The 17,785-nt window shown below is 38.8% G+C and carries 13 protein-coding genes; all 13 read left to right on the top strand.

The window, feature by feature from the left end:
- The first annotated feature begins 63 nt into the window (after positions 1-63).
- The 13 genes from ytaF to F7984_RS15055 all read left to right on the top strand — a co-directional run bounded on the left by ytaF (position 64) and on the right by F7984_RS15055 (position 17,763).
- The gene (gene ytaF, locus F7984_RS15115; RefSeq protein WP_066108879.1) at positions 64-702 is read left to right on the top strand and encodes a sporulation membrane protein YtaF; all 639 of its coding nucleotides are present in this window, start codon (positions 64-66) and stop codon (positions 700-702) included.
- Between the two features lie 16 nt (positions 703-718).
- Positions 719-1,315, top strand: coding sequence for a dephospho-CoA kinase (coaE, locus tag F7984_RS15110; protein WP_140462229.1), 597 nt, complete (start codon positions 719-721; stop codon positions 1,313-1,315).
- A 172-nt stretch (positions 1,316-1,487) separates the two neighbouring features.
- Positions 1,488-2,516: a glyceraldehyde-3-phosphate dehydrogenase gene (locus F7984_RS15105; protein ID WP_066108875.1), complete on the top strand. Its 1,029-nt coding sequence runs from the start codon at positions 1,488-1,490 to the stop codon at positions 2,514-2,516.
- A gap of 315 nt (positions 2,517-2,831) precedes the next feature.
- A complete protein-coding gene (gene speD, locus F7984_RS15100) occupies positions 2,832-3,212 on the top strand; it encodes an adenosylmethionine decarboxylase (RefSeq protein ID WP_066108871.1) in 381 nt (126 codons plus the stop codon).
- Positions 3,213-3,461: 249 nt separating this feature from the next.
- Positions 3,462-3,920: a transcriptional regulator NrdR gene (gene nrdR / locus F7984_RS15095; protein ID WP_066108869.1), complete on the top strand. Its 459-nt coding sequence runs from the start codon at positions 3,462-3,464 to the stop codon at positions 3,918-3,920.
- A 72-nt stretch (positions 3,921-3,992) separates the two neighbouring features.
- Positions 3,993-5,369 (top strand): replication initiation and membrane attachment family protein, encoded by a 1,377-nt coding sequence (locus F7984_RS15090; RefSeq protein ID WP_066108866.1) that lies wholly within the window; start codon positions 3,993-3,995, stop codon positions 5,367-5,369.
- Positions 5,370-5,386: 17 nt separating this feature from the next.
- Entirely contained in the window at positions 5,387-6,328 is a 942-nt protein-coding gene (dnaI, locus tag F7984_RS15085) for a primosomal protein DnaI (protein ID WP_066108861.1), read from the top strand.
- A gap of 273 nt (positions 6,329-6,601) precedes the next feature.
- Positions 6,602-7,456: a putative sporulation protein YtxC gene (locus F7984_RS15080; RefSeq protein WP_225983736.1), complete on the top strand. Its 855-nt coding sequence runs from the start codon at positions 6,602-6,604 to the stop codon at positions 7,454-7,456.
- A gap of 370 nt (positions 7,457-7,826) precedes the next feature.
- Positions 7,827-9,755 (top strand): threonine--tRNA ligase, encoded by a 1,929-nt coding sequence (gene thrS / locus F7984_RS15075; RefSeq protein ID WP_066108853.1) that lies wholly within the window; start codon positions 7,827-7,829, stop codon positions 9,753-9,755.
- A gap of 542 nt (positions 9,756-10,297) precedes the next feature.
- Positions 10,298-12,610 carry an alpha-xylosidase gene (gene yicI / locus F7984_RS15070; protein ID WP_140462231.1) on the top strand — a complete coding sequence of 771 codons (2,313 nt, stop codon included), beginning with the start codon at positions 10,298-10,300 and terminating at the stop codon, positions 12,608-12,610.
- Positions 12,607-14,637, top strand: a complete 2,031-nt coding sequence (locus F7984_RS15065; protein ID WP_066108847.1) for a beta-galactosidase — start codon at positions 12,607-12,609, stop codon at positions 14,635-14,637. Before yicI ends, F7984_RS15065 begins: the two co-directional genes overlap by 4 nt.
- A gap of 53 nt (positions 14,638-14,690) precedes the next feature.
- On the top strand, positions 14,691-17,024 hold the full coding sequence (locus F7984_RS15060; RefSeq protein WP_140462232.1) for a glycosyl hydrolase family 95 catalytic domain-containing protein: 2,334 nt from the start codon (positions 14,691-14,693) through the stop codon (positions 17,022-17,024).
- 13 nt (positions 17,025-17,037) lie between these two features.
- Positions 17,038-17,763 carry a YesL family protein gene (locus F7984_RS15055; protein WP_140462233.1) on the top strand — a complete coding sequence of 242 codons (726 nt, stop codon included), beginning with the start codon at positions 17,038-17,040 and terminating at the stop codon, positions 17,761-17,763.
- The last annotated feature ends 22 nt before the right edge of the window (positions 17,764-17,785 follow it).

Genomic DNA, 17,785 nt, shown 5'->3' with positions numbered 1-17,785 from the left:
TGAACATAAGATGGGCTCCTTTCATATAGTAGGGTATTGATTATGGAAAGGAGTCCCTATGAAATGGAGCACATAGCATCAATAGTATTATTGGCATTGGCAGTGAGTCTGGATAGTTGCGGTGTGGGAATAACCTATGGAATGCGAAAAGTAAGTATACCGATTCGCTCCATCATCATCATTGCCGGTTGCTCTGCATTAAGCCTAGCATTCGGTATGTTAATGGGATCGTTAAGCGAGCATTTGATGGCACATTCCTGGACCGGTAAGCTAGGAGGATTTATCTTGCTGGTGCTTGGAATTTGGACACTTTCAAGTTACTTCAAGCGAAATGAAGATAATTGTCCCTATGTGGATGAAAGAACCTTATTCCAATTAGAAATAAAGTCTATTGGGCTGGTTATTCATATACTTAAAAAGCCATTAAGTGCAGACTTTGACCGTTCCGGGACCATTACTGGATTAGAGGCTTTCTTTCTAGGATTAGCCTTATCATTAGATGGATTTGGAGCTGGAATAGGTGCTGGTATACTTCATTATCCCCTGTTTATTCAGGTGACTCTCTGTTTTGGTATGAGTGCTTTATTAATGACTGTGGGTATAAAAGCGGGAAAATATCTGCAGGATTCCATTATGGCAAAGGTCTTTTCATTTATTCCGGGTTTAGTACTTATTTTTCTTGGGTTAACCAAAATAATTTAATAGGGAATGGAATGCTATGGGGAAAATATTCGGAGTTACAGGAGGGATTGCCAGTGGAAAGAGCAGCGTCAGCAAATGGCTCATTTCCAAGGGTTACCCTGTTATTGATGCAGATATCGCAGCAAGAAAAGTCGTCGAGCCTGGTATGCCAGCATTAGAGGGAATTAAAAATGTATTTGGTCAGGATATTTGTTTACCTGATGGGACATTAGACCGAAAAAAATTAGGTTCCATCGTATTTTCAAACTCTGAAAAACGGCAAATGTTAAATGGAATTGTTCATCCGGCAGTCAGGAAATGGATGATGGAAGAAACGGAGAAAGCGTTACACCAGGGGAAAGAACTCGTTTTCATGGACATTCCCCTATTGTTTGAAAGTAATTTGACGCATATGGTAGAGGGTATTATTCTTGTGTATGTAAAGCCCGAGGTCCAGTTAAAGAGATTAATGGCGCGGGATCATTTTACTGAGGAAGAAGCACTTGCGAGAATACGAGCACAAATGCCAATTGATGATAAGAAAAAATTGGCCGATTATATTGTTGACAATAACGGAGAATTTTTTGAGACGGAAGAGCAACTCATTGATCTAATTAAACAATTGAATGTATAACCAATAGAAAGGCTATCTGAGGGATAACGACCCTGGGATAGTCTTTTTTTGTATAAAATTCCATTTAATTTGGATAATTTGGGTATTTAAACCATGCAGTATTTTATTCAATGTGTTATACTAATTACATCATTTTTATAATAAGTATAACTTATATATAGGAGGAAGTTAAATGAGTGCAAGAGTTGCTATCAATGGGTTTGGCCGAATTGGCAGAATGGTTTTCCGAAAAGCAATATTGGATGAGCATCTTGAAATCGTAGCCATTAATGCTAGCTATCCGCCTGAAACATTAGCACATTTAATTAAATATGATACGAATCATGGTCCATTTAATGGTGATGTACATGCTATGGATGATCATTTATTGATAAATGGTAAAAAAGTTCTTTTGCTAAATAATCGCAATCCTGAATTCCTGCCTTGGAAAAATCTTGGGATTGATATCGTAATCGAAGCAACTGGGAAATTTAATCATCGTGATCAAGCAGCTCTTCATTTAAATGCCGGTGCAAAACGAGTCGTTTTAACAGCTCCCGGGAAGAATGAGGACGTCACGATTGTAATGGGTGTTAACGAGGATACATTGGATATCAATAAACACCTTGTTATTTCTAATGCATCCTGCACAACTAACTGTCTCGCTCCTGTTGTAAAAGTACTCGATGAACAATTTGGAATTGACAATGGTCTTATGACAACCGTTCATGCATATACAAATGATCAAAATAATATCGATAACCCGCACAAAGATTTACGCAGAGCACGTGCCTGTGCACAAAGTATCATACCTACCACAACTGGAGCAGCCAAAGCACTCTCACTGGTGCTTCCTCATTTAAAAGGAAAACTCCATGGTATTGCGTTGAGAGTACCAACTCCAAACGTCTCTTTAGTTGATTTGGTAGTAGATTTAAAAAGAGAAGTTACTGTTAATGAAATCAATCAAGCGTTTAAAACAGCAGCTGAAGGATCATTGGCCGGTATTATCCAATACAGCACAGAGCCGCTTGTTTCGATTGATTTTAATACGAATCCACATTCGGCTATTGTAGATGCACTCTCAACAATGGTGATTGGTGCAAATAAAGTGAAAGTGCTTGCCTGGTATGACAATGAGTGGGGATACTCATGCAGAGTGGTAGAATTAGTAAACCATGTGGCACGCCTTCTTCAGGAGGATAAGGTGAAAGTAAGTTAATAATAATAAACAATATCTATTACGGTCTGGCTGTCTTTCTAAAAAAAAAGGCGGTTCAGGCCGTTCTTTGATTCATATTCTAGAATAAACTAAGAAAAACAATTAATGTACATTTAGTGGTAATTATTAACTAATATTGAATTGTATGATTGATTTTGAAATATAAACCATATATACTAAATGTCGTAAACTTCATCATCCTGGCAGTACTACTTAAAGGGTTAGGACCTCTCAGGACTAACTTTCCCCCGTGGTAGTAAAGGCCAGAAACGAAGATAATTATAATTCGTTTAAATGCTAAAGGGGGAATTGAACATGCATACAATAGGTCGTCATGTCATTTCTGAATTATGGGGCTGTGATTTATCTAAATTGAACGATGTTAATCAGATTGAACAAATATTCGTGGACGCTGCTTTACGATCTGGAGCTGAAGTTAGAGAAGTAGCCTTCCATAAGTTTGCGCCACAGGGAGTAAGCGGAGTAGTCATTATATCTGAATCACATTTAACCATTCATAGTTTTCCGGAACATGGTTATGCGAGTATTGATGTATATACATGCGGTGACTTAGATCCTAATGTGGCTGCTGATTTTATAGCTGAAGCCTTAAACGCTCAGGTTAGGGAACACATTGAAATCCCGCGAGGCATGGGTCCGGTTGCTGTCAGCCATGTTCTTGCTAAAGCATTATAAATAAAAAATATTAAAGAGATGTCCTTTTGTGTTGACTCAAAAAAGCTAGATTCAAACTCTAACTTTTAGGGGTGCAGTACATATGCATCTCTTTTTTTTGTGGCAAACGTCTTTTACTTGCCCATTATTTACTTTTCTCCGATAGTATTGGCCGTATCATAGATAAAAAATAGCATTTTATGCAAACAGACTTGTCCTATTCGATTTGTTTTAATAAGATAGAACTATAGAAAAGGACGGTGCTAATCTATGATATGTCCAACGTGCCAACATAATGGGACAAGAGTGCTGGATTCCCGCCCTGCGGATGAAGGACGTTCAATACGTAGAAGAAGAGAATGCGAATCCTGTAGTTATCGTTTTACTACATTTGAAAAGGTAGAAGAAATTCCGCTAATTGTGGTAAAAAAAGATGGCGCACGGGAAGAATATAGCAGAGAAAAAATCCTAAGAGGTTTAATCCGAGCTTGTGAAAAGCGTCATGTTGCTCTTAAAGAACTGGAAGAGATTGCAACTGATGTTGAAAAAGAAATAAGAAATCAAGGATTTTCTGAAATAAAAAGTGATTTAATAGGTGAAATGGTTATGGATAGGCTGGCTGAGTTGGATGAAGTGGCCTATGTCCGTTTCGCTTCTGTGTATCGTCAATTTAAGGATATAAATGTCTTTATTGACGAATTGAAAGAATTAATGAAAAAAGAGGATTAAGTAGAGCTGAAGACAGTTTCTTTAGCTCTTTTTTCAACTATAAAAACCCGAAGTACGAAAGGTTTGTAGACAATGCAATTTTCATGGAAGTTTGTAAATCCTAAAGACAGATATGTTGTACTATATAAAGAAAAGCTATCAGAAATGGACCATAAATCGATTCAATATTTATATCAGCCACTTGTAGGAGGATTGGCTGTTTCTTTGTATATGACCTTATTAAACGAAGTCAATACAGGTAACATGTATTCCAGACAAACGACACATCGTTGGTTAATGGATGTACTTGGTTTACCTTTGGATGAGATATTTCAATACCGAAAAAGGCTTGAAGGAATCGGGTTATTAAAAACATATAAAAAAGCAACTCCGGAAGGTAATGTTTTTATATATGAGATTCTTTGTCCTTTAAGTCCGGATAAATTTTTCCATGATGATTTGCTGCCTATTTATCTGAAGCAAAAACTAGAAGAGAGACATTACGAACGGCTGCTCACGATGTTTGCGGATAAACGTATACCGGATGATTATGAGGAAATAACACAATCGTTCAATGAGGTGTTTGCATCTGAATTTCGCAATCCAAAAGAAATCATCAGCTCGGAAACTGATCAAAACATGCAATTCTTCTCAAAGGACCCACAGGGATATAGCCATAATTTAATGGAGCAATTTGATTTCGAGTTATTATTTGCGACGGCTAAAAACAGCTTTATATCGAGAAAAGCGTTTACTCCAAATGTGATGGAATCCATCGCGATGCTATCGTATTTATATAAAATTAATGTAATGGATATGAGCAAGTTGATTTTACGCTGTCAAAATCAACATAATGAAATTGATATAGACGAACTCAGAAAATGTGCAAGAGAGTTTTTCCACATCAATCATGGTGAAGAAATGCCGACACTGATTGAACAGAAACAGCCTGAGTATGAACGTACGATCATAGAACCTAAAACACCCGAGGAGCATTTGCTGTATACTTTTGAAACAACCTCTCCGTTGGAATTTCTAGTTAGCCTTTCGCAAGGCGCAATGCCTTCCGACAATGATCTGGCACTTGTAGAAAAGGTCATGGTCAATCAAAAGCTTCCTCCTGGAGTCGTTAATGTCCTTCTGCACTATGTCATGTTAAAATCAGATATGAAATTGCAATCAAACTATGTGGAGACAATTGCTTCGCACTGGGCGAGGAAAAATATCACCACCGTCCGTGAAGCCTATGAAATGGCTTTGAGTGAGCATAAGAAATACCAAACCTGGGCTAATGAGAAAAAGACGAAAACAAATAAATCAACACGCCGCACATCGGGTAATGCGAGGAAGGAAATCGTTCCTGACTGGCTGGATGAAACAAAGAAGAAAGAGCCAGTTGCTCAATCCACCGAAATTGCTGAGCGGGTAAGAAAACTCAAGGAAAAATTGCAAAATGAAAATTCTAAATAAACAGGAGGTGTATAAGGATGAAAAATATACAGGATGCACTGAATCAGCTCGGGAAGCGTGAAAACTTTCAACAAAGATTGGATGAAATGAGAAATATTGTTTTAAAAGATCCTGATGTCCGTTTATTTATAAATGAACATAGCAGTCAGCTGACAAGCGACATGATTGAAAAAAGCATGAATAAGCTCTACGAGTTCTCCACTCAAACGAAGACATGTGACGAATGTCCTTCTTTATCTGAATGTAAAAATCTTCTTCAGGGTCATCATCCGCACCTGTTTATTCAGGGGAAACGGATTGATGTTCGGTATGAACCCTGTCATAAAAAACGCAGGCAGGAAGAGAAGAATCGATTACGTAAGCTGATCCGTGCCAGCCATGTACCAAAAGAAATTGTGGAGGCTTCTTTTTCTAATTTGATTTGGGATGAGTATACGACCGAAGCACGTGTGGAGGCAGTCGAAAAGGCAAAGAATTTTGTTGACTCATATATAAATGGTGCTGGTCATAAAGGGCTCTATTTATACGGTGAATTTGGGGTAGGTAAAACCTATTTGCTTGGTGCGATTGCAAACGCACTGTCTGAAGAGGGCGTTTCATCACATATTGTGTACTGGCCTGAATATTTAAGAGAATTAAAAGGGTCCTTCGCGGAAAATTCCTATAACCAAAAGGTGGATGCCTTAAAGGAAGTTCCTATTTTGATGATTGATGATATTGGAGCAGAAACGATGAGTGCCTGGTCGCGTGATGATGTACTGGGACCGATCCTTCAATATCGAATGCATGAAAATCTTCCAACCTTTTTTACCTCCAATTTTAACATGAAACAATTGGAACACCATTTCACGTATTCTCAGCGTGGAGATGAAGAACTGGTTAAAGGTAAAAGGATCATGGAGAGAGTCCGTAATTTAACGGAGCCAATTGAAATGGACGGAAAAAATCGCAGAGATTAAAGAGAATAAAAGGTTTGGCAAAGAGGCAGCTCGCGCAAAAAAGGGGCTGTCTCTTTTTAGATATTACTATTCCTTAATAAGCTAACAGACCTGGCATGAAATAAATTGACTGGAATTCATATGATATGTAGGCAATAGTACAGCGGCTCTGTACAGTCTGCCATGATGCTTTTATTTTACATCTAATTTTATCCATCCATTCTAAAGGGTTGCCATGTCCCATATACATAAAACTAGGAGTTCCGATAGTCTGGAGGGATAGGGTTGCTTACGATGTATTTTGATTCACAGGAAGAACAGGCTAATTGGCATGTTCGATTTAAGAACAGCGATTTTTTTATCCGACAGGCAATTCATTCTGTTCATAAGGATGGCCAAAAGTCTGTCTCCTTTCTTTGGGACCCGGATCAGGAGGAAATTTTTTGTCACGCACTCATTGATGCTTTATATACATTTTTCTCTACCTATCATCTGGAATGCAAAATTCGGGATGTGATTCGGGAACGCTTTTTATATGAGGATGAAGATGAAATTAGCCAGATTGCAGAAATCGCATTGCTCATGTGGGATGGTGAAGCTGCCTACTGCTGTAGCCATCACCTTTCAGAACAATTAAAAAAACAAGTCAAGTATCTCCTGCAGGAAGTAGTTAAACAAAGAATTGATTTTTCGTTTCGATCCTTATGGAATTTCCGTTTAAGGGATATCCATGAATCGCTTGTTACATTAGTTGGATTTGCGATTGATGAGTATAAGCTTGAGCAGGATTATCAGGAATTTATCTCTGTGCTAAGACGATTGATAGAGGAGCGGAATTCACAGATTGATGAAATTCATTTAGTTTATCATGAAGAATTTCAATTTTATAATCGATATTTTGAGCCAATTTCTAAACAAGATATTCTTAAAGTGATTGACCGTAAATTGATGGCTGAGAATCCTATGTTTATTGATTCAAACACCATTGCACCGCTGGTTTCCTTAGCACCGAAACGAATTCATATTTATGCGGATGATGAGGATAATCGTGTAATCACTACATTGAGGAAAATTTTCGAGGAAAGAATCCTTTTATTCCGAATCAGTTACTTCCATGAACAGGTTAAAAAGGTAGAAGAGCGTTCATAATGATAAAAGAATAGAAAGTGACTTGCTTTTGTCCTCATAAGCTTTTATAATAACCTACATACAAGTTTATAATCGATAGGTTACGATAAGGACATGAGTGTTTTAAAAAGCTGTGAACAGAGAGGGAAGCCAGTGGCTGCAAGCTTCCTCATAGACTTGAAATGCTTACCGCCTTTGAACTTCAGCCAGGAAAACATATTTGGGTGATTATTGGCTGACGGGAACTCCGTTAAAAGATACAAGTGCCGGAAAAGCTGAACCATCAGCACCGGAATTTGGGTGGAACCGCGGGTTTGTTTAGTATACAATAGCTCGTCCCTTAATTTATTAGGGACGGGCTTTTTATTATGTAGAAAAAGGAGTGGCTCACATGGCTGAAATGATCAAAATTACATTTCCAGATGGTGCGGTAAAGGAATTTGAATCTGGAATTACAACTGAGCAAATTGCTTCTTCCATTAGTTCTGGATTAAAGAAAAAAGCAATTGCAGGAAAGGTAAACGGAGCATTATATGATTTGCGCCGACCAATTACAGAGGATGCTTCAGTAGAGATTGTGACTCCGGATCAACCGGAAGCCCTTGAAGTATTGCGCCATAGTACAGCGCATTTATTGGCACAGGCAGTTAAACGAATTTATAAAGATGTTAAATTCGGTGTAGGCCCAGTAATTGAAGGCGGCTTCTATTATGATATGGATTTAGAGAAATCCATTACACCGGAAGACCTTCCTTTAATCGAAAAAGAAATGAAGAAAATCATTAATGCGAATATTGATATTGTTCGTAAAGAAGTCAGCCGTGCTGAAGCGAAGCGTCTATTTGAAGAAATTGGCGATGAGTATAAGCTGGAATTGATTGATGCGATTCCTGAAGAGGAAACTGTAACGATTTATGAACAAGGTGAATTCTTTGACCTTTGCCGAGGTGTTCATGTACCTTCAACTGGCAAAATTAAAGAATTTAAGCTATTGAATATTGCGGGTGCCTACTGGCGTGGAGACAGCGATAATAAAATGCTTCAACGTGTGTATGGAACTGCATTCTTCAAGAAAGAAGATTTGGACGAGCATTTACGTCTGTTAGAAGAAGCGAAAGAACGTGATCACCGTAAAATTGGGAAAGAGCTTGATTTATTCATGAACTCTCAATTAATTGGACAAGGCCTTCCGTTATGGCTTCCAAAAGGTGCAACGATTCGCCGCGTCATTGAACGCTATATTGTGGATAAGGAACAAAAGCTTGGCTATGACCATGTGTATACACCAATCATGGGAAGTGTTGACCTCTATAAAACTTCCGGCCACTGGGATCACTATCAGGAGAATATGTTCCCAGTAATGGATATGGATAATGAACAGCTGGTTCTTCGTCCAATGAACTGCCCGCATCATATGATGATTTATAAAAACGATATTCACAGCTATCGTGAGCTTCCAATTCGGATTGCTGAATTGGGTATGATGCATAGATATGAAATGTCCGGTGCGTTGGCAGGCCTGCAACGGGTACGTGGAATGACATTAAATGATGCTCACGTATTTGTACGCCCTGACCAAATTAAAGATGAATTCAAACGTGTTGTTACTTTGATCCTGGAAGTGTATAAAGACTTCGGTATGGAGAATTATTCCTTCCGTCTTTCTTACCGTGATCCGGCTGATAAGGAAAAATACTTTGATGATGATGCAATGTGGGAAAGAGCTCAATCCATGCTGAAAGAAGCGATGGATGAGATGGGTCTTGACTATTTCGAAGCAGAAGGCGAAGCGGCTTTCTACGGACCTAAATTGGATGTTCAAGTTAAAACAGCGCTTGGCAAAGATGAGACTCTTTCCACAGTACAGCTTGACTTCTTGCTTCCTGAACGTTTTGACCTTACGTATGTTGGAGAAGACGGCAAACAGCATCGCCCAGTTGTTATTCACCGTGGGGTTGTTTCAACAATGGAACGTTTCGTTGCGTTCTTAATTGAGGAATACAAAGGAGCTTTCCCTACTTGGTTAGCACCAGTTCAGGTTCAGGTTATTCCAGTATCTCCGGATGTTCATCTTGATTATGCAAAAGAAATTGAAGCGAGCCTTCAACGTGCAGGTTTACGTGTAGAAGTAGACCTACGCGATGAAAAAATGGGCTATAAGATTCGTGAAGCTCAAATGCTGAAAATCCCTTACATGCTTGTGGTGGGAGATCAGGAACAAGAAAATGGTAATGTTAACGTTCGTAAGTATGGAGAACAGAAATCAGAGACTATGCCATTTGATGAGTTCTTGACTTTGATTAAAGGTGAATTGAAATAAAACTCTAGATGATAAGGGGCCTATCCGAATTTGGATAGGCCCTTTTTGAGATCTAAATAATAATTGGCTATAAAGAAGAGCGCCTATGCTCTTCTTTTTTATACTTGAATTTTAAGGTGCCAAGAGGAAAAGGAATCATGCTCTATTGTACTGTTTCATGATTTACCTTCAAACTTGAAAGAGGGTTAAAAGCTGGTTTTCCCCATTATCCTTATCCCCATGATGAACAACTATCTAATAATAATAAGATTACTGCAAACTCAGCCTCTAGGCACTTTTCGCCATTCTATCTAATTTTGTCCTGATTTTTTCTTTAATTCACAGGGTGTTCACTCCTGATTTCCCTCTGTAAAATGGAAGAGAGCTAGTTGATACAAAAAAATGTAAGCGCATTAATTTTGTTCGACAGATGAAAGTTCTAATAATTTAGTAACAGGTAAATGCAATTGGCTCATTCTAATCAGATTACTCAAATTCGATTTTTTGATCTACTTTTTTAAAGAGGTATGCTGCAACTCAATTTTTGAAAAGGGTGATTATATATGAAATTTAGCAATGGGAATTGGCTGGATAAGGAAGGCTATCAGCTTCATTATCCAATGGAAGTCTACGATGTGGAAAAGGATGATAATAAACTATCGATTTTTGCTCCGTTTACAAAAATTCTACATAGAGGAAAAACATTGGACGGAGGGTTAATGACCATTGTTTTATCTTCACCTCTTGAGGATGTTATTTCTGTCAAACTGCTTCATCATATTGGAGCACCGATGAGAGGGCCGGAATTTGAACTGGCAAAACAGAATCCAGACGTTTATATAGAGGAAGCGGATGAAGAGATATCGTATCAGAGCGGAAATCTGCGGGCTTCTATTAGAAAAAAAGGGGATTGGAATATTGATTTCTTTTCTGGGGATGAACGAATTGTATCCAGTCAAAGTATGGGGATGAGCTATATTTTGACTGATAAAAAAGAGCCCTATATGCGAGAACAATTAACATTAGATGTTGGGGAATTAATCTATGGATTAGGAGAAAGGTTTACACCGTTTGTGAAAAATGGACAAACGGTTGATATATGGAATGAAGATGGCGGTACAAGCAGTGAACAAGCTTATAAAAATATACCGCTTTATCTAAGTAATAAAGGCTATGGAGTTTTTGTGAACCATCCAGAGAAAGTATCATTTGAGATTGGATCAGAAAAAGTCTCTAAAGCACAATTTAGTGTACCAGGTGAAAGCCTGGAGTATTTTATTATAAATGGATCGACAATGAAGGATGTACTAGAAAAGTATACAACTTTAACGGGGAAGCCAAGCCTACCACCGGCATGGACATTTGGTCTATGGTTAAGTACGTCATTTACAACAGATTATGACGAAGAGACTGTAAATCATTTTATCGATGGAATGCTGGAAAGAGATATTCCATTGGATGTTTTTCATTTTGATTGCTTTTGGATGAAGGAATTTGAATGGTGTAATTTTGAGTGGGATAAGCGCGTTTTTCCTGAACCGGAAAGCATGTTGAAAAGGCTGAAGGATAAAGGGTTAAAAATCTGTTTGTGGATTAATCCATATATCGGACAGAAATCTCCATTATTTAAAGAGGGACTGGAAAATGGTTATTTCATTAAGCGTAAGGATGGACATGTTTGGCAATGGGATAAGTGGCAGCCGGGGTTGGCGGTTGTAGATTTCACCAATCCTGAAGCATGCAAATGGTTTGAGGAAAAGCTTGAAGCTTTAATTGATATGGGGGTAGATAGCTTTAAAACAGATTTCGGTGAGCGGATTCCTACGGATGTTGTCTATCATGATGGTTCTGACCCGCAGAAAATGCATAATTACTATACGTATTTATATAACAAAATCGTCTATGAGTTATTAGAAAGAAAGCTTGGAAAGGGAGAAGCAGCTGTCTTTGCCCGATCAGCTTCTGTTGGAAGCCAGAAATTCCCTGTCCATTGGGGCGGAGATTGCTGGTCCACTTATCCATCAATGGCAGAATCATTACGAGGGGGCTTGTCTTTCGGCTTATCAGGATTTAGTTACTGGAGCCATGATATTGCGGGCTTTGAACATGGAGCTACACCTGATTTGTATAAGCGTTGGACTCAATTTGGCTTGTTATCCTCTCACAGCCGTTATCATGGTAATACTGAATATAAGGTTCCTTGGATCTATGATGAAGAAGCGGTGGATGTCACACGAACTTTTACAAAATTAAAAAATTCATTAATGCCTTATTTATACAGAATGGCACGTGAGTCAGCGGAAACCGGTGTTCCTATGATGAGGCCTATGATCCTTGAATATATGGAGGATGAATCGTGCCATTATTTAGATCGCCAATATATGTTAGGAGATTCTCTATTAGTTGCTCCAATCTTTAATGAAGATGGAAAAGTAACATACTATTTGCCAAAGGGTAAATGGACAAACTTCCTGACAAATGAGGTCGTCGACGGAGGAACATGGCAGGCGGAGGAACATGGGTATATGACATTACCATTAATGGCAAAACCAAACTCTCTTATTGCGGTAGGCTCTGTTGATTCTACAGCAGTTTATGATTATGCAGAGGAAGTAACTTTTCATTTATTTGAACTGGAAGAAGGTAAAACCGTAAACTCACATATCTATAACCAAAATGGTGAGAATGTGTGCAGGATTACGATTTCCCGCTCAGGTAATACGTTAATCGTAGAAGGGGAGAGAGTTTCCAAACCATATTCACTCGTCATTCGAAATAGAAAAAGCGTCTTAGCTGTTAAGGGCGGGGAAAGTATAGAAACAGAACAGGGTGTATGTATCCATCCAAATGAAAATAGGGTAGTGATTGAACTATGATTCACCAACAAATTAAAAAAATTGTTTATGGCGGAGATTATAATCCTGAACAATGGCCTGAAGAGATTTGGCAGGAGGATATGCGGATTACAAGACTCGCAGATATAGACATCATGACAATTAATGTATTTGCCTGGGCTATGCTGCAGCCTAAAGAGGATGAATACGATTTCTCATTGCTTGATAGAGTGATGGATTTGTTGGCAGAAAATAAGATTTATGCATGTTTAGCAACAAGTACGGCTGTTCATCCAGCTTGGATGGCCAGGAAGTATAATGATTTGTTACGTGTGGATTTTGATGGCAGAAAACGAAAATTTGGATTACGCCATAATTCTTGTCCGAACAGTTCTTCCTACCGCCACTTTTCAGCAAGACTAGTAGAGGAAATTGCTAAGCGTTATCAAAACCATCCTGCTCTCACACTATGGCATGTCTCTAATGAATATGGAGGGGATTGTTATTGTGAAAACTGTGAAAAGGCATTTCGAGTTTGGCTGAGAAGAAAATATAACACGTTGAATGAATTAAATCGGGTCTGGAATACACGATTTTGGGGACATACATTCTATGACTGGGATGAAATTGTCCTGCCAAATAATTTAAGTGAGCATTTAGGAAACTCAGATTACACAGCCTTTCAGGGGATTTCACTCGATTATCGCCGTTTTAACTCTGATAGTATGCTGGAATGCTATAAATTGGAATATGACATTATCAAAAAATACACTCCTGATATAAAGGTAACCACTAATTTAATGGGAACATACAAGCCGTTAGATTATCAAAAGTGGGCGAACTATATGGATATTATCTCGTGGGATAATTATCCTGAGGTAGGATCTCCGGTAAGTAAGGAAGCAATGCGGAATGATTTAATGCGAGGGTTGAAGCAAGGAGAACCGTTCATGTTAATGGAACAAACACCGAGTGTAACAAATTGGCAGCCATATAATGCGCTAAAGCGGCCTGGTGTCATGCGCCTGCAAAGTCTTCAGGCTGTCGCTCATGGAGCAGATAGTGTGATGTTTTTCCAAATTCGTCGCTCTATTGGCGCCTGTGAAAAATTCCATGGAGCCGTAATTGATCATGCCGGACACGAACATACACGTGTATTTAAAGAGTGCGCTGAGCTGGGGAAAGAATTGACTGCACTTGGGGATACAATTATCGATTCAAGAGTGAAAGCGAAAGTCGCGATTGTTTTTGACTGGGATAACTGGTGGGCCGTGGAACTTTCAAGTGGTCCAAGCAGAGATTTGAATTATGAACAAGAGGTATGGAAATTTTATCATGCGTTATTTGAGCAAAATATTCAGGTTGATATCATAGCTGAGAATGATGATTTTAACTCGTATGAGGTTGTCATTGCGCCCGTTCTCTATATGACCAAGGCTGGTTTTAAAGAGAAAGCGGAAGCGTTTACTGAAAATGGGGGTTCCTTTATCACTACTTTTTTCAGCGGCATAGTCGATGAACATGATTTAGTCATAGGAGGAGGATATCCAGGCCATTTGCGTCATTTACTTGGGATTTGGGTGGAAGAAATTGATGCTTTGCCGCCTGGAAAAACGAATCATATTTTAATGGCTTCCTCTCAAAAAGATATATACCAGCCATCCTATTCATGTTCATTGCTTTGTGATCTTCTCCACCTTGAAGGGGCTGAGGCATTAGCTTTCTATGGTGAAGATTTTTATAAAGGAATGCCAGCAGTTACTCGGAATCAATATGGTAATGGGTATGCCTACTATATTGCATCCAGTGTGGATCCTGAGTTTCTTCGTGATTTCCTGGCAAATGTATGCAGAGAGCGAAATGTGAAGCCGGTGCTTACTGCTCCAAAAGGAGTTGAAGTATCAAAACGCGAAAAGAATGGTGAAGAGATCATTTTTATATTGAACCATAATGAAAATGAGGAAATGATTCAGGTGGATGACTCCTATTTTGATTTGATTCATCAACGGGAATACTCCGGTTCAATAGCAATCTCAGGCAGAGATGTTGTTATTTTATCTAAGATTTAATGGAGAGAGGACAGGAAGCTGTCCTCTTCTTAGTAAGAATGGGGTGAAGGAAAGTGGGAAGTGAACCATTGAGAGGCTTCAGCAGGCATTGGACATATAGCGATAAGCCTGCTGATAAGTGGGAATTTGCGAATGTATGTGGAAATGGAGAGCTAGGAGCCATACATTTTGGGCAGCCACACAAGGAAACGATTATTGTGAACCATGCGGAATTATTTCTTCCAACCGGCTCGCCACAGACCATGCCAGATATGTCCTTTTATTTAGAAGATGTGAGAAGAATCAGCAAGAGTGATGGTTATAGAGCATCCCATCAATTCTTTATTGAAAAAGGGGAAGAACTGGGACATACAATCGTGGACACAGACCCATTCCATCCTGGATTCTTTCTAAATATTGAACAAAGCCAAACGGAAGGATTGCGTGAATACTGCCGTTATACAGATTTTGAAAAGGGAGAGATTGGTTCTTCATGGGAGAATGATGGAAATAGGTTTCAGCGCCGCCTTTTTTCCTCAAGAACCGATCAGCTTATAGCATTAAGTATTAAAATGGATGAACATCTGCCGTTAACTTGTTTAACCATAGATGAAAACAATCATCCTTTAATAAAGTCTAGATATGAATGCCTCCCTAATGACGTGTTAGTTGGAACTCATGATTACGTACATGGAAAAGGCGGATACTATACCTTTGTGCACATAAAAAATTGTGATGGAACGATACAGTGCACGCCTACTTCAATTGAAGCAAGGAATGCCAGTAAGTTACTGATATTAATGAAAATTATTCCATTCGCCGAACACAATGAAGATATGGTGAGAGAGGTATCGTCCTTATTTTGCGGTTTTTCCGATACATATGAAGCATTATTCGATTCCCATCAAGTAAAACACTCAGAAGTCTTTAACCGTGTCTCCTTAAATTTAAATGGCGGAGAAAAAAGAGGCTGGAGTACCGATCAACTACTGGCGGATGTTAAGGAAACTTCCAGTGTACCACCGGCATTATTAGAGAGATTATTTGATGCAGGAAGATATATGTTTATCTGCAGTGCCGGTGTACGTCCGCCAAATCTTCAGGGGATATGGACGGGAACATGGGAGCCTTCCTGGTCATCTGATTATACGTTAGATACTAATTTGCAATTGGCCATGGCTTCTGTTTTTAGCTGTAATATGCTTGAAGGCATTCACCCATATACAGCCCTGCTCGATTCTTATATGGAAGATTTTCGTTATAATGCCAGGATGCTCTTTGGATGTAGAGGCATTCTCTCAGGTGTTCGGGCTTCAAGCCATGGAAGGCATTTGCACTGGGGAGAATCTTCCTGGGGAGATCGAGAATGCGATACGTTTTTTGGCGCTTTTTGGACGTGCGGGGGAGGATGGCTTGCTCATTGGCTGTATGACTATTATTTGTATACTGGAAATCAGCAGTTCCTACGAGAACATGCATTACCGTTTATGTTAGAAATCATAGCCTTTTATGAGGACTTTTTATATGAGGAAGAAGGAATATATGTCTTTAATCCCTCTTATTCCGCTGAAAATGGAATCGCGTTTAATAGTACTCAGGATATTGCCGTAGCGAAAGAGGTTTTAAATCATACAATCGAGGCTTGCAGGGAGCTTGGAATTTATCAAGAATCTATACATCATTGGCAGCAAATGATAGAAAAAATGCCGCCGTACCTGATTAATGAGGATGGGGCATTGAAGGAGTGGGCTGTATGGGATCATGATGATAACTATAACCATCGGCATTTTTCTCACCTATATCCGCTTTTTCAAAGCTATGAATTTTCCGATACCGAGACTCCTGAACTTTGGGAGGCATCCAAACGGGCATTGGAGCTAAAAATGGAACATTGGCTATATAACCCTGACACCGATACCTCGTCTCATGGCCGTATGCATGCAGGATTATCGGCTGCCAGATTAGGAATGGGAGATGTTGTGATTGATATTATCCGGATGATGGCAGCTGGCGGAGCTATCTATCCTAGTTTAATGACAGCTCATTATGACCATTTTAATGTGTTTAATGTTGATGCAAATGGATGTATTCCTGAGCTTCTGGTAAATCTCCTGGTTTTTTCATTGCCTGGGAAACTTGAATTGCTGCCAGCTATCCCTAAGAACTTAACAAAGGGAGCAGTCGAGGGCATTTTATGTCGTAAACGAATGAAGATATCGACTATGGAGTGGGATTTGGAAGAAGGAATTCTTTCCTGTACCTTACTTTCAGATATAAATCAGGAAATCTCTCTTTCAATTGAAGAAGAAAAAGGAAATTGGTTTTTAAACAATAATCAAAGAGATACATGGAAAATAAATTTAAAAGCAGGAGAAAATACTACACTTACATTTAAACAAAAGGAATAAGGAGGGACGGGTAATGAATTCAGGAGTTTTGGGTGGGACATATCGAGTATGCTTATGGGTTGTCAGACTGGCTTGGTCAAATATCATATGGATTTTCTTAAATCTTCCTGTTTTATATTTTTGTTTAAGCTTATTGAATGCTGAACATTTAAATATCACGTATATTCTTCTTTTAATCATGGGGTTAGTGCCAATTTTCTCTTTCCCTTCCACTGTCGCTTTGTTTGGAGTTGTACGGAAATGGGTGATGGGAGAAAGCGATATTCCGATTGCCACTTCCTTTCTTCGTTATTATAAGGAAAACTATTTCAGGAGTTTCATAGGGGGAATCGTGTTTACCCTTATGTGGGCTGGCTGGATTATGAATTATATTAGTTTTGTCAGTCAACAGTCCGTTATATTTCTTGTTCTCTATGCTTTTTTTACGATGATTCTCCTAACATGGACTTTATATTTTTGCTGCTATACCGTTCATATTCACGATCGGCTCTTACAATCTATCAAAAATTCTTTCATCATGTCCGTTGGACGACCGATTTCAACCCTTGGGGTAGTCATGGTCACTGCGATATTAATTTATATTAGCATTGGTTTTACGTTTTTATGGCCATTCTTTACCGGAACGATATTGGCGTTTTTATCCTTTAGCTTTTTCTATCGGATTATTGAGAAAACCATACACTATCAAAATCAAACTAGAGATAGTGGCTTAGACACAATAGAAGAAAAAACAACCTAAATGAAAGGCTATTATTTGTTTT

This window comes from Pradoshia sp. D12 (assembly GCF_008935075.1).
Lineage (GTDB): Bacteria > Bacillota > Bacilli > Bacillales > Pradoshiaceae > Pradoshia.
Note: the sequence above shows the minus strand (reverse complement) of the source record. Positions and strands in the feature narration are given on the sequence as shown.

Excerpts from the sequence above, each read along its gene's own strand:
- ytaF (WP_066108879.1), top strand. The coding sequence starts at position 64 with ATGGAGCACATAGCATCAATAGTATTATTGGCATTGGCAGTGAGTCTG.
- coaE (WP_140462229.1), top strand. The coding sequence starts at position 719 with ATGGGGAAAATATTCGGAGTTACAGGAGGGATTGCCAGTGGAAAGAGC.
- F7984_RS15105 (WP_066108875.1), top strand. The coding sequence starts at position 1,488 with ATGAGTGCAAGAGTTGCTATCAATGGGTTTGGCCGAATTGGCAGAATG.
- speD (WP_066108871.1), top strand. The coding sequence starts at position 2,832 with ATGCATACAATAGGTCGTCATGTCATTTCTGAATTATGGGGCTGTGAT.
- nrdR (WP_066108869.1), top strand. The coding sequence starts at position 3,462 with ATGATATGTCCAACGTGCCAACATAATGGGACAAGAGTGCTGGATTCC.
- F7984_RS15090 (WP_066108866.1), top strand. The coding sequence starts at position 3,993 with ATGCAATTTTCATGGAAGTTTGTAAATCCTAAAGACAGATATGTTGTA.
- dnaI (WP_066108861.1), top strand. The coding sequence starts at position 5,387 with ATGAAAAATATACAGGATGCACTGAATCAGCTCGGGAAGCGTGAAAAC.
- F7984_RS15080 (WP_225983736.1), top strand. The coding sequence starts at position 6,602 with ATGTATTTTGATTCACAGGAAGAACAGGCTAATTGGCATGTTCGATTT.
- thrS (WP_066108853.1), top strand. The coding sequence starts at position 7,827 with ATGGCTGAAATGATCAAAATTACATTTCCAGATGGTGCGGTAAAGGAA.
- yicI (WP_140462231.1), top strand. The coding sequence starts at position 10,298 with ATGAAATTTAGCAATGGGAATTGGCTGGATAAGGAAGGCTATCAGCTT.
- F7984_RS15065 (WP_066108847.1), top strand. The coding sequence starts at position 12,607 with ATGATTCACCAACAAATTAAAAAAATTGTTTATGGCGGAGATTATAAT.
- F7984_RS15055 (WP_140462233.1), top strand. The coding sequence starts at position 17,038 with ATGAATTCAGGAGTTTTGGGTGGGACATATCGAGTATGCTTATGGGTT.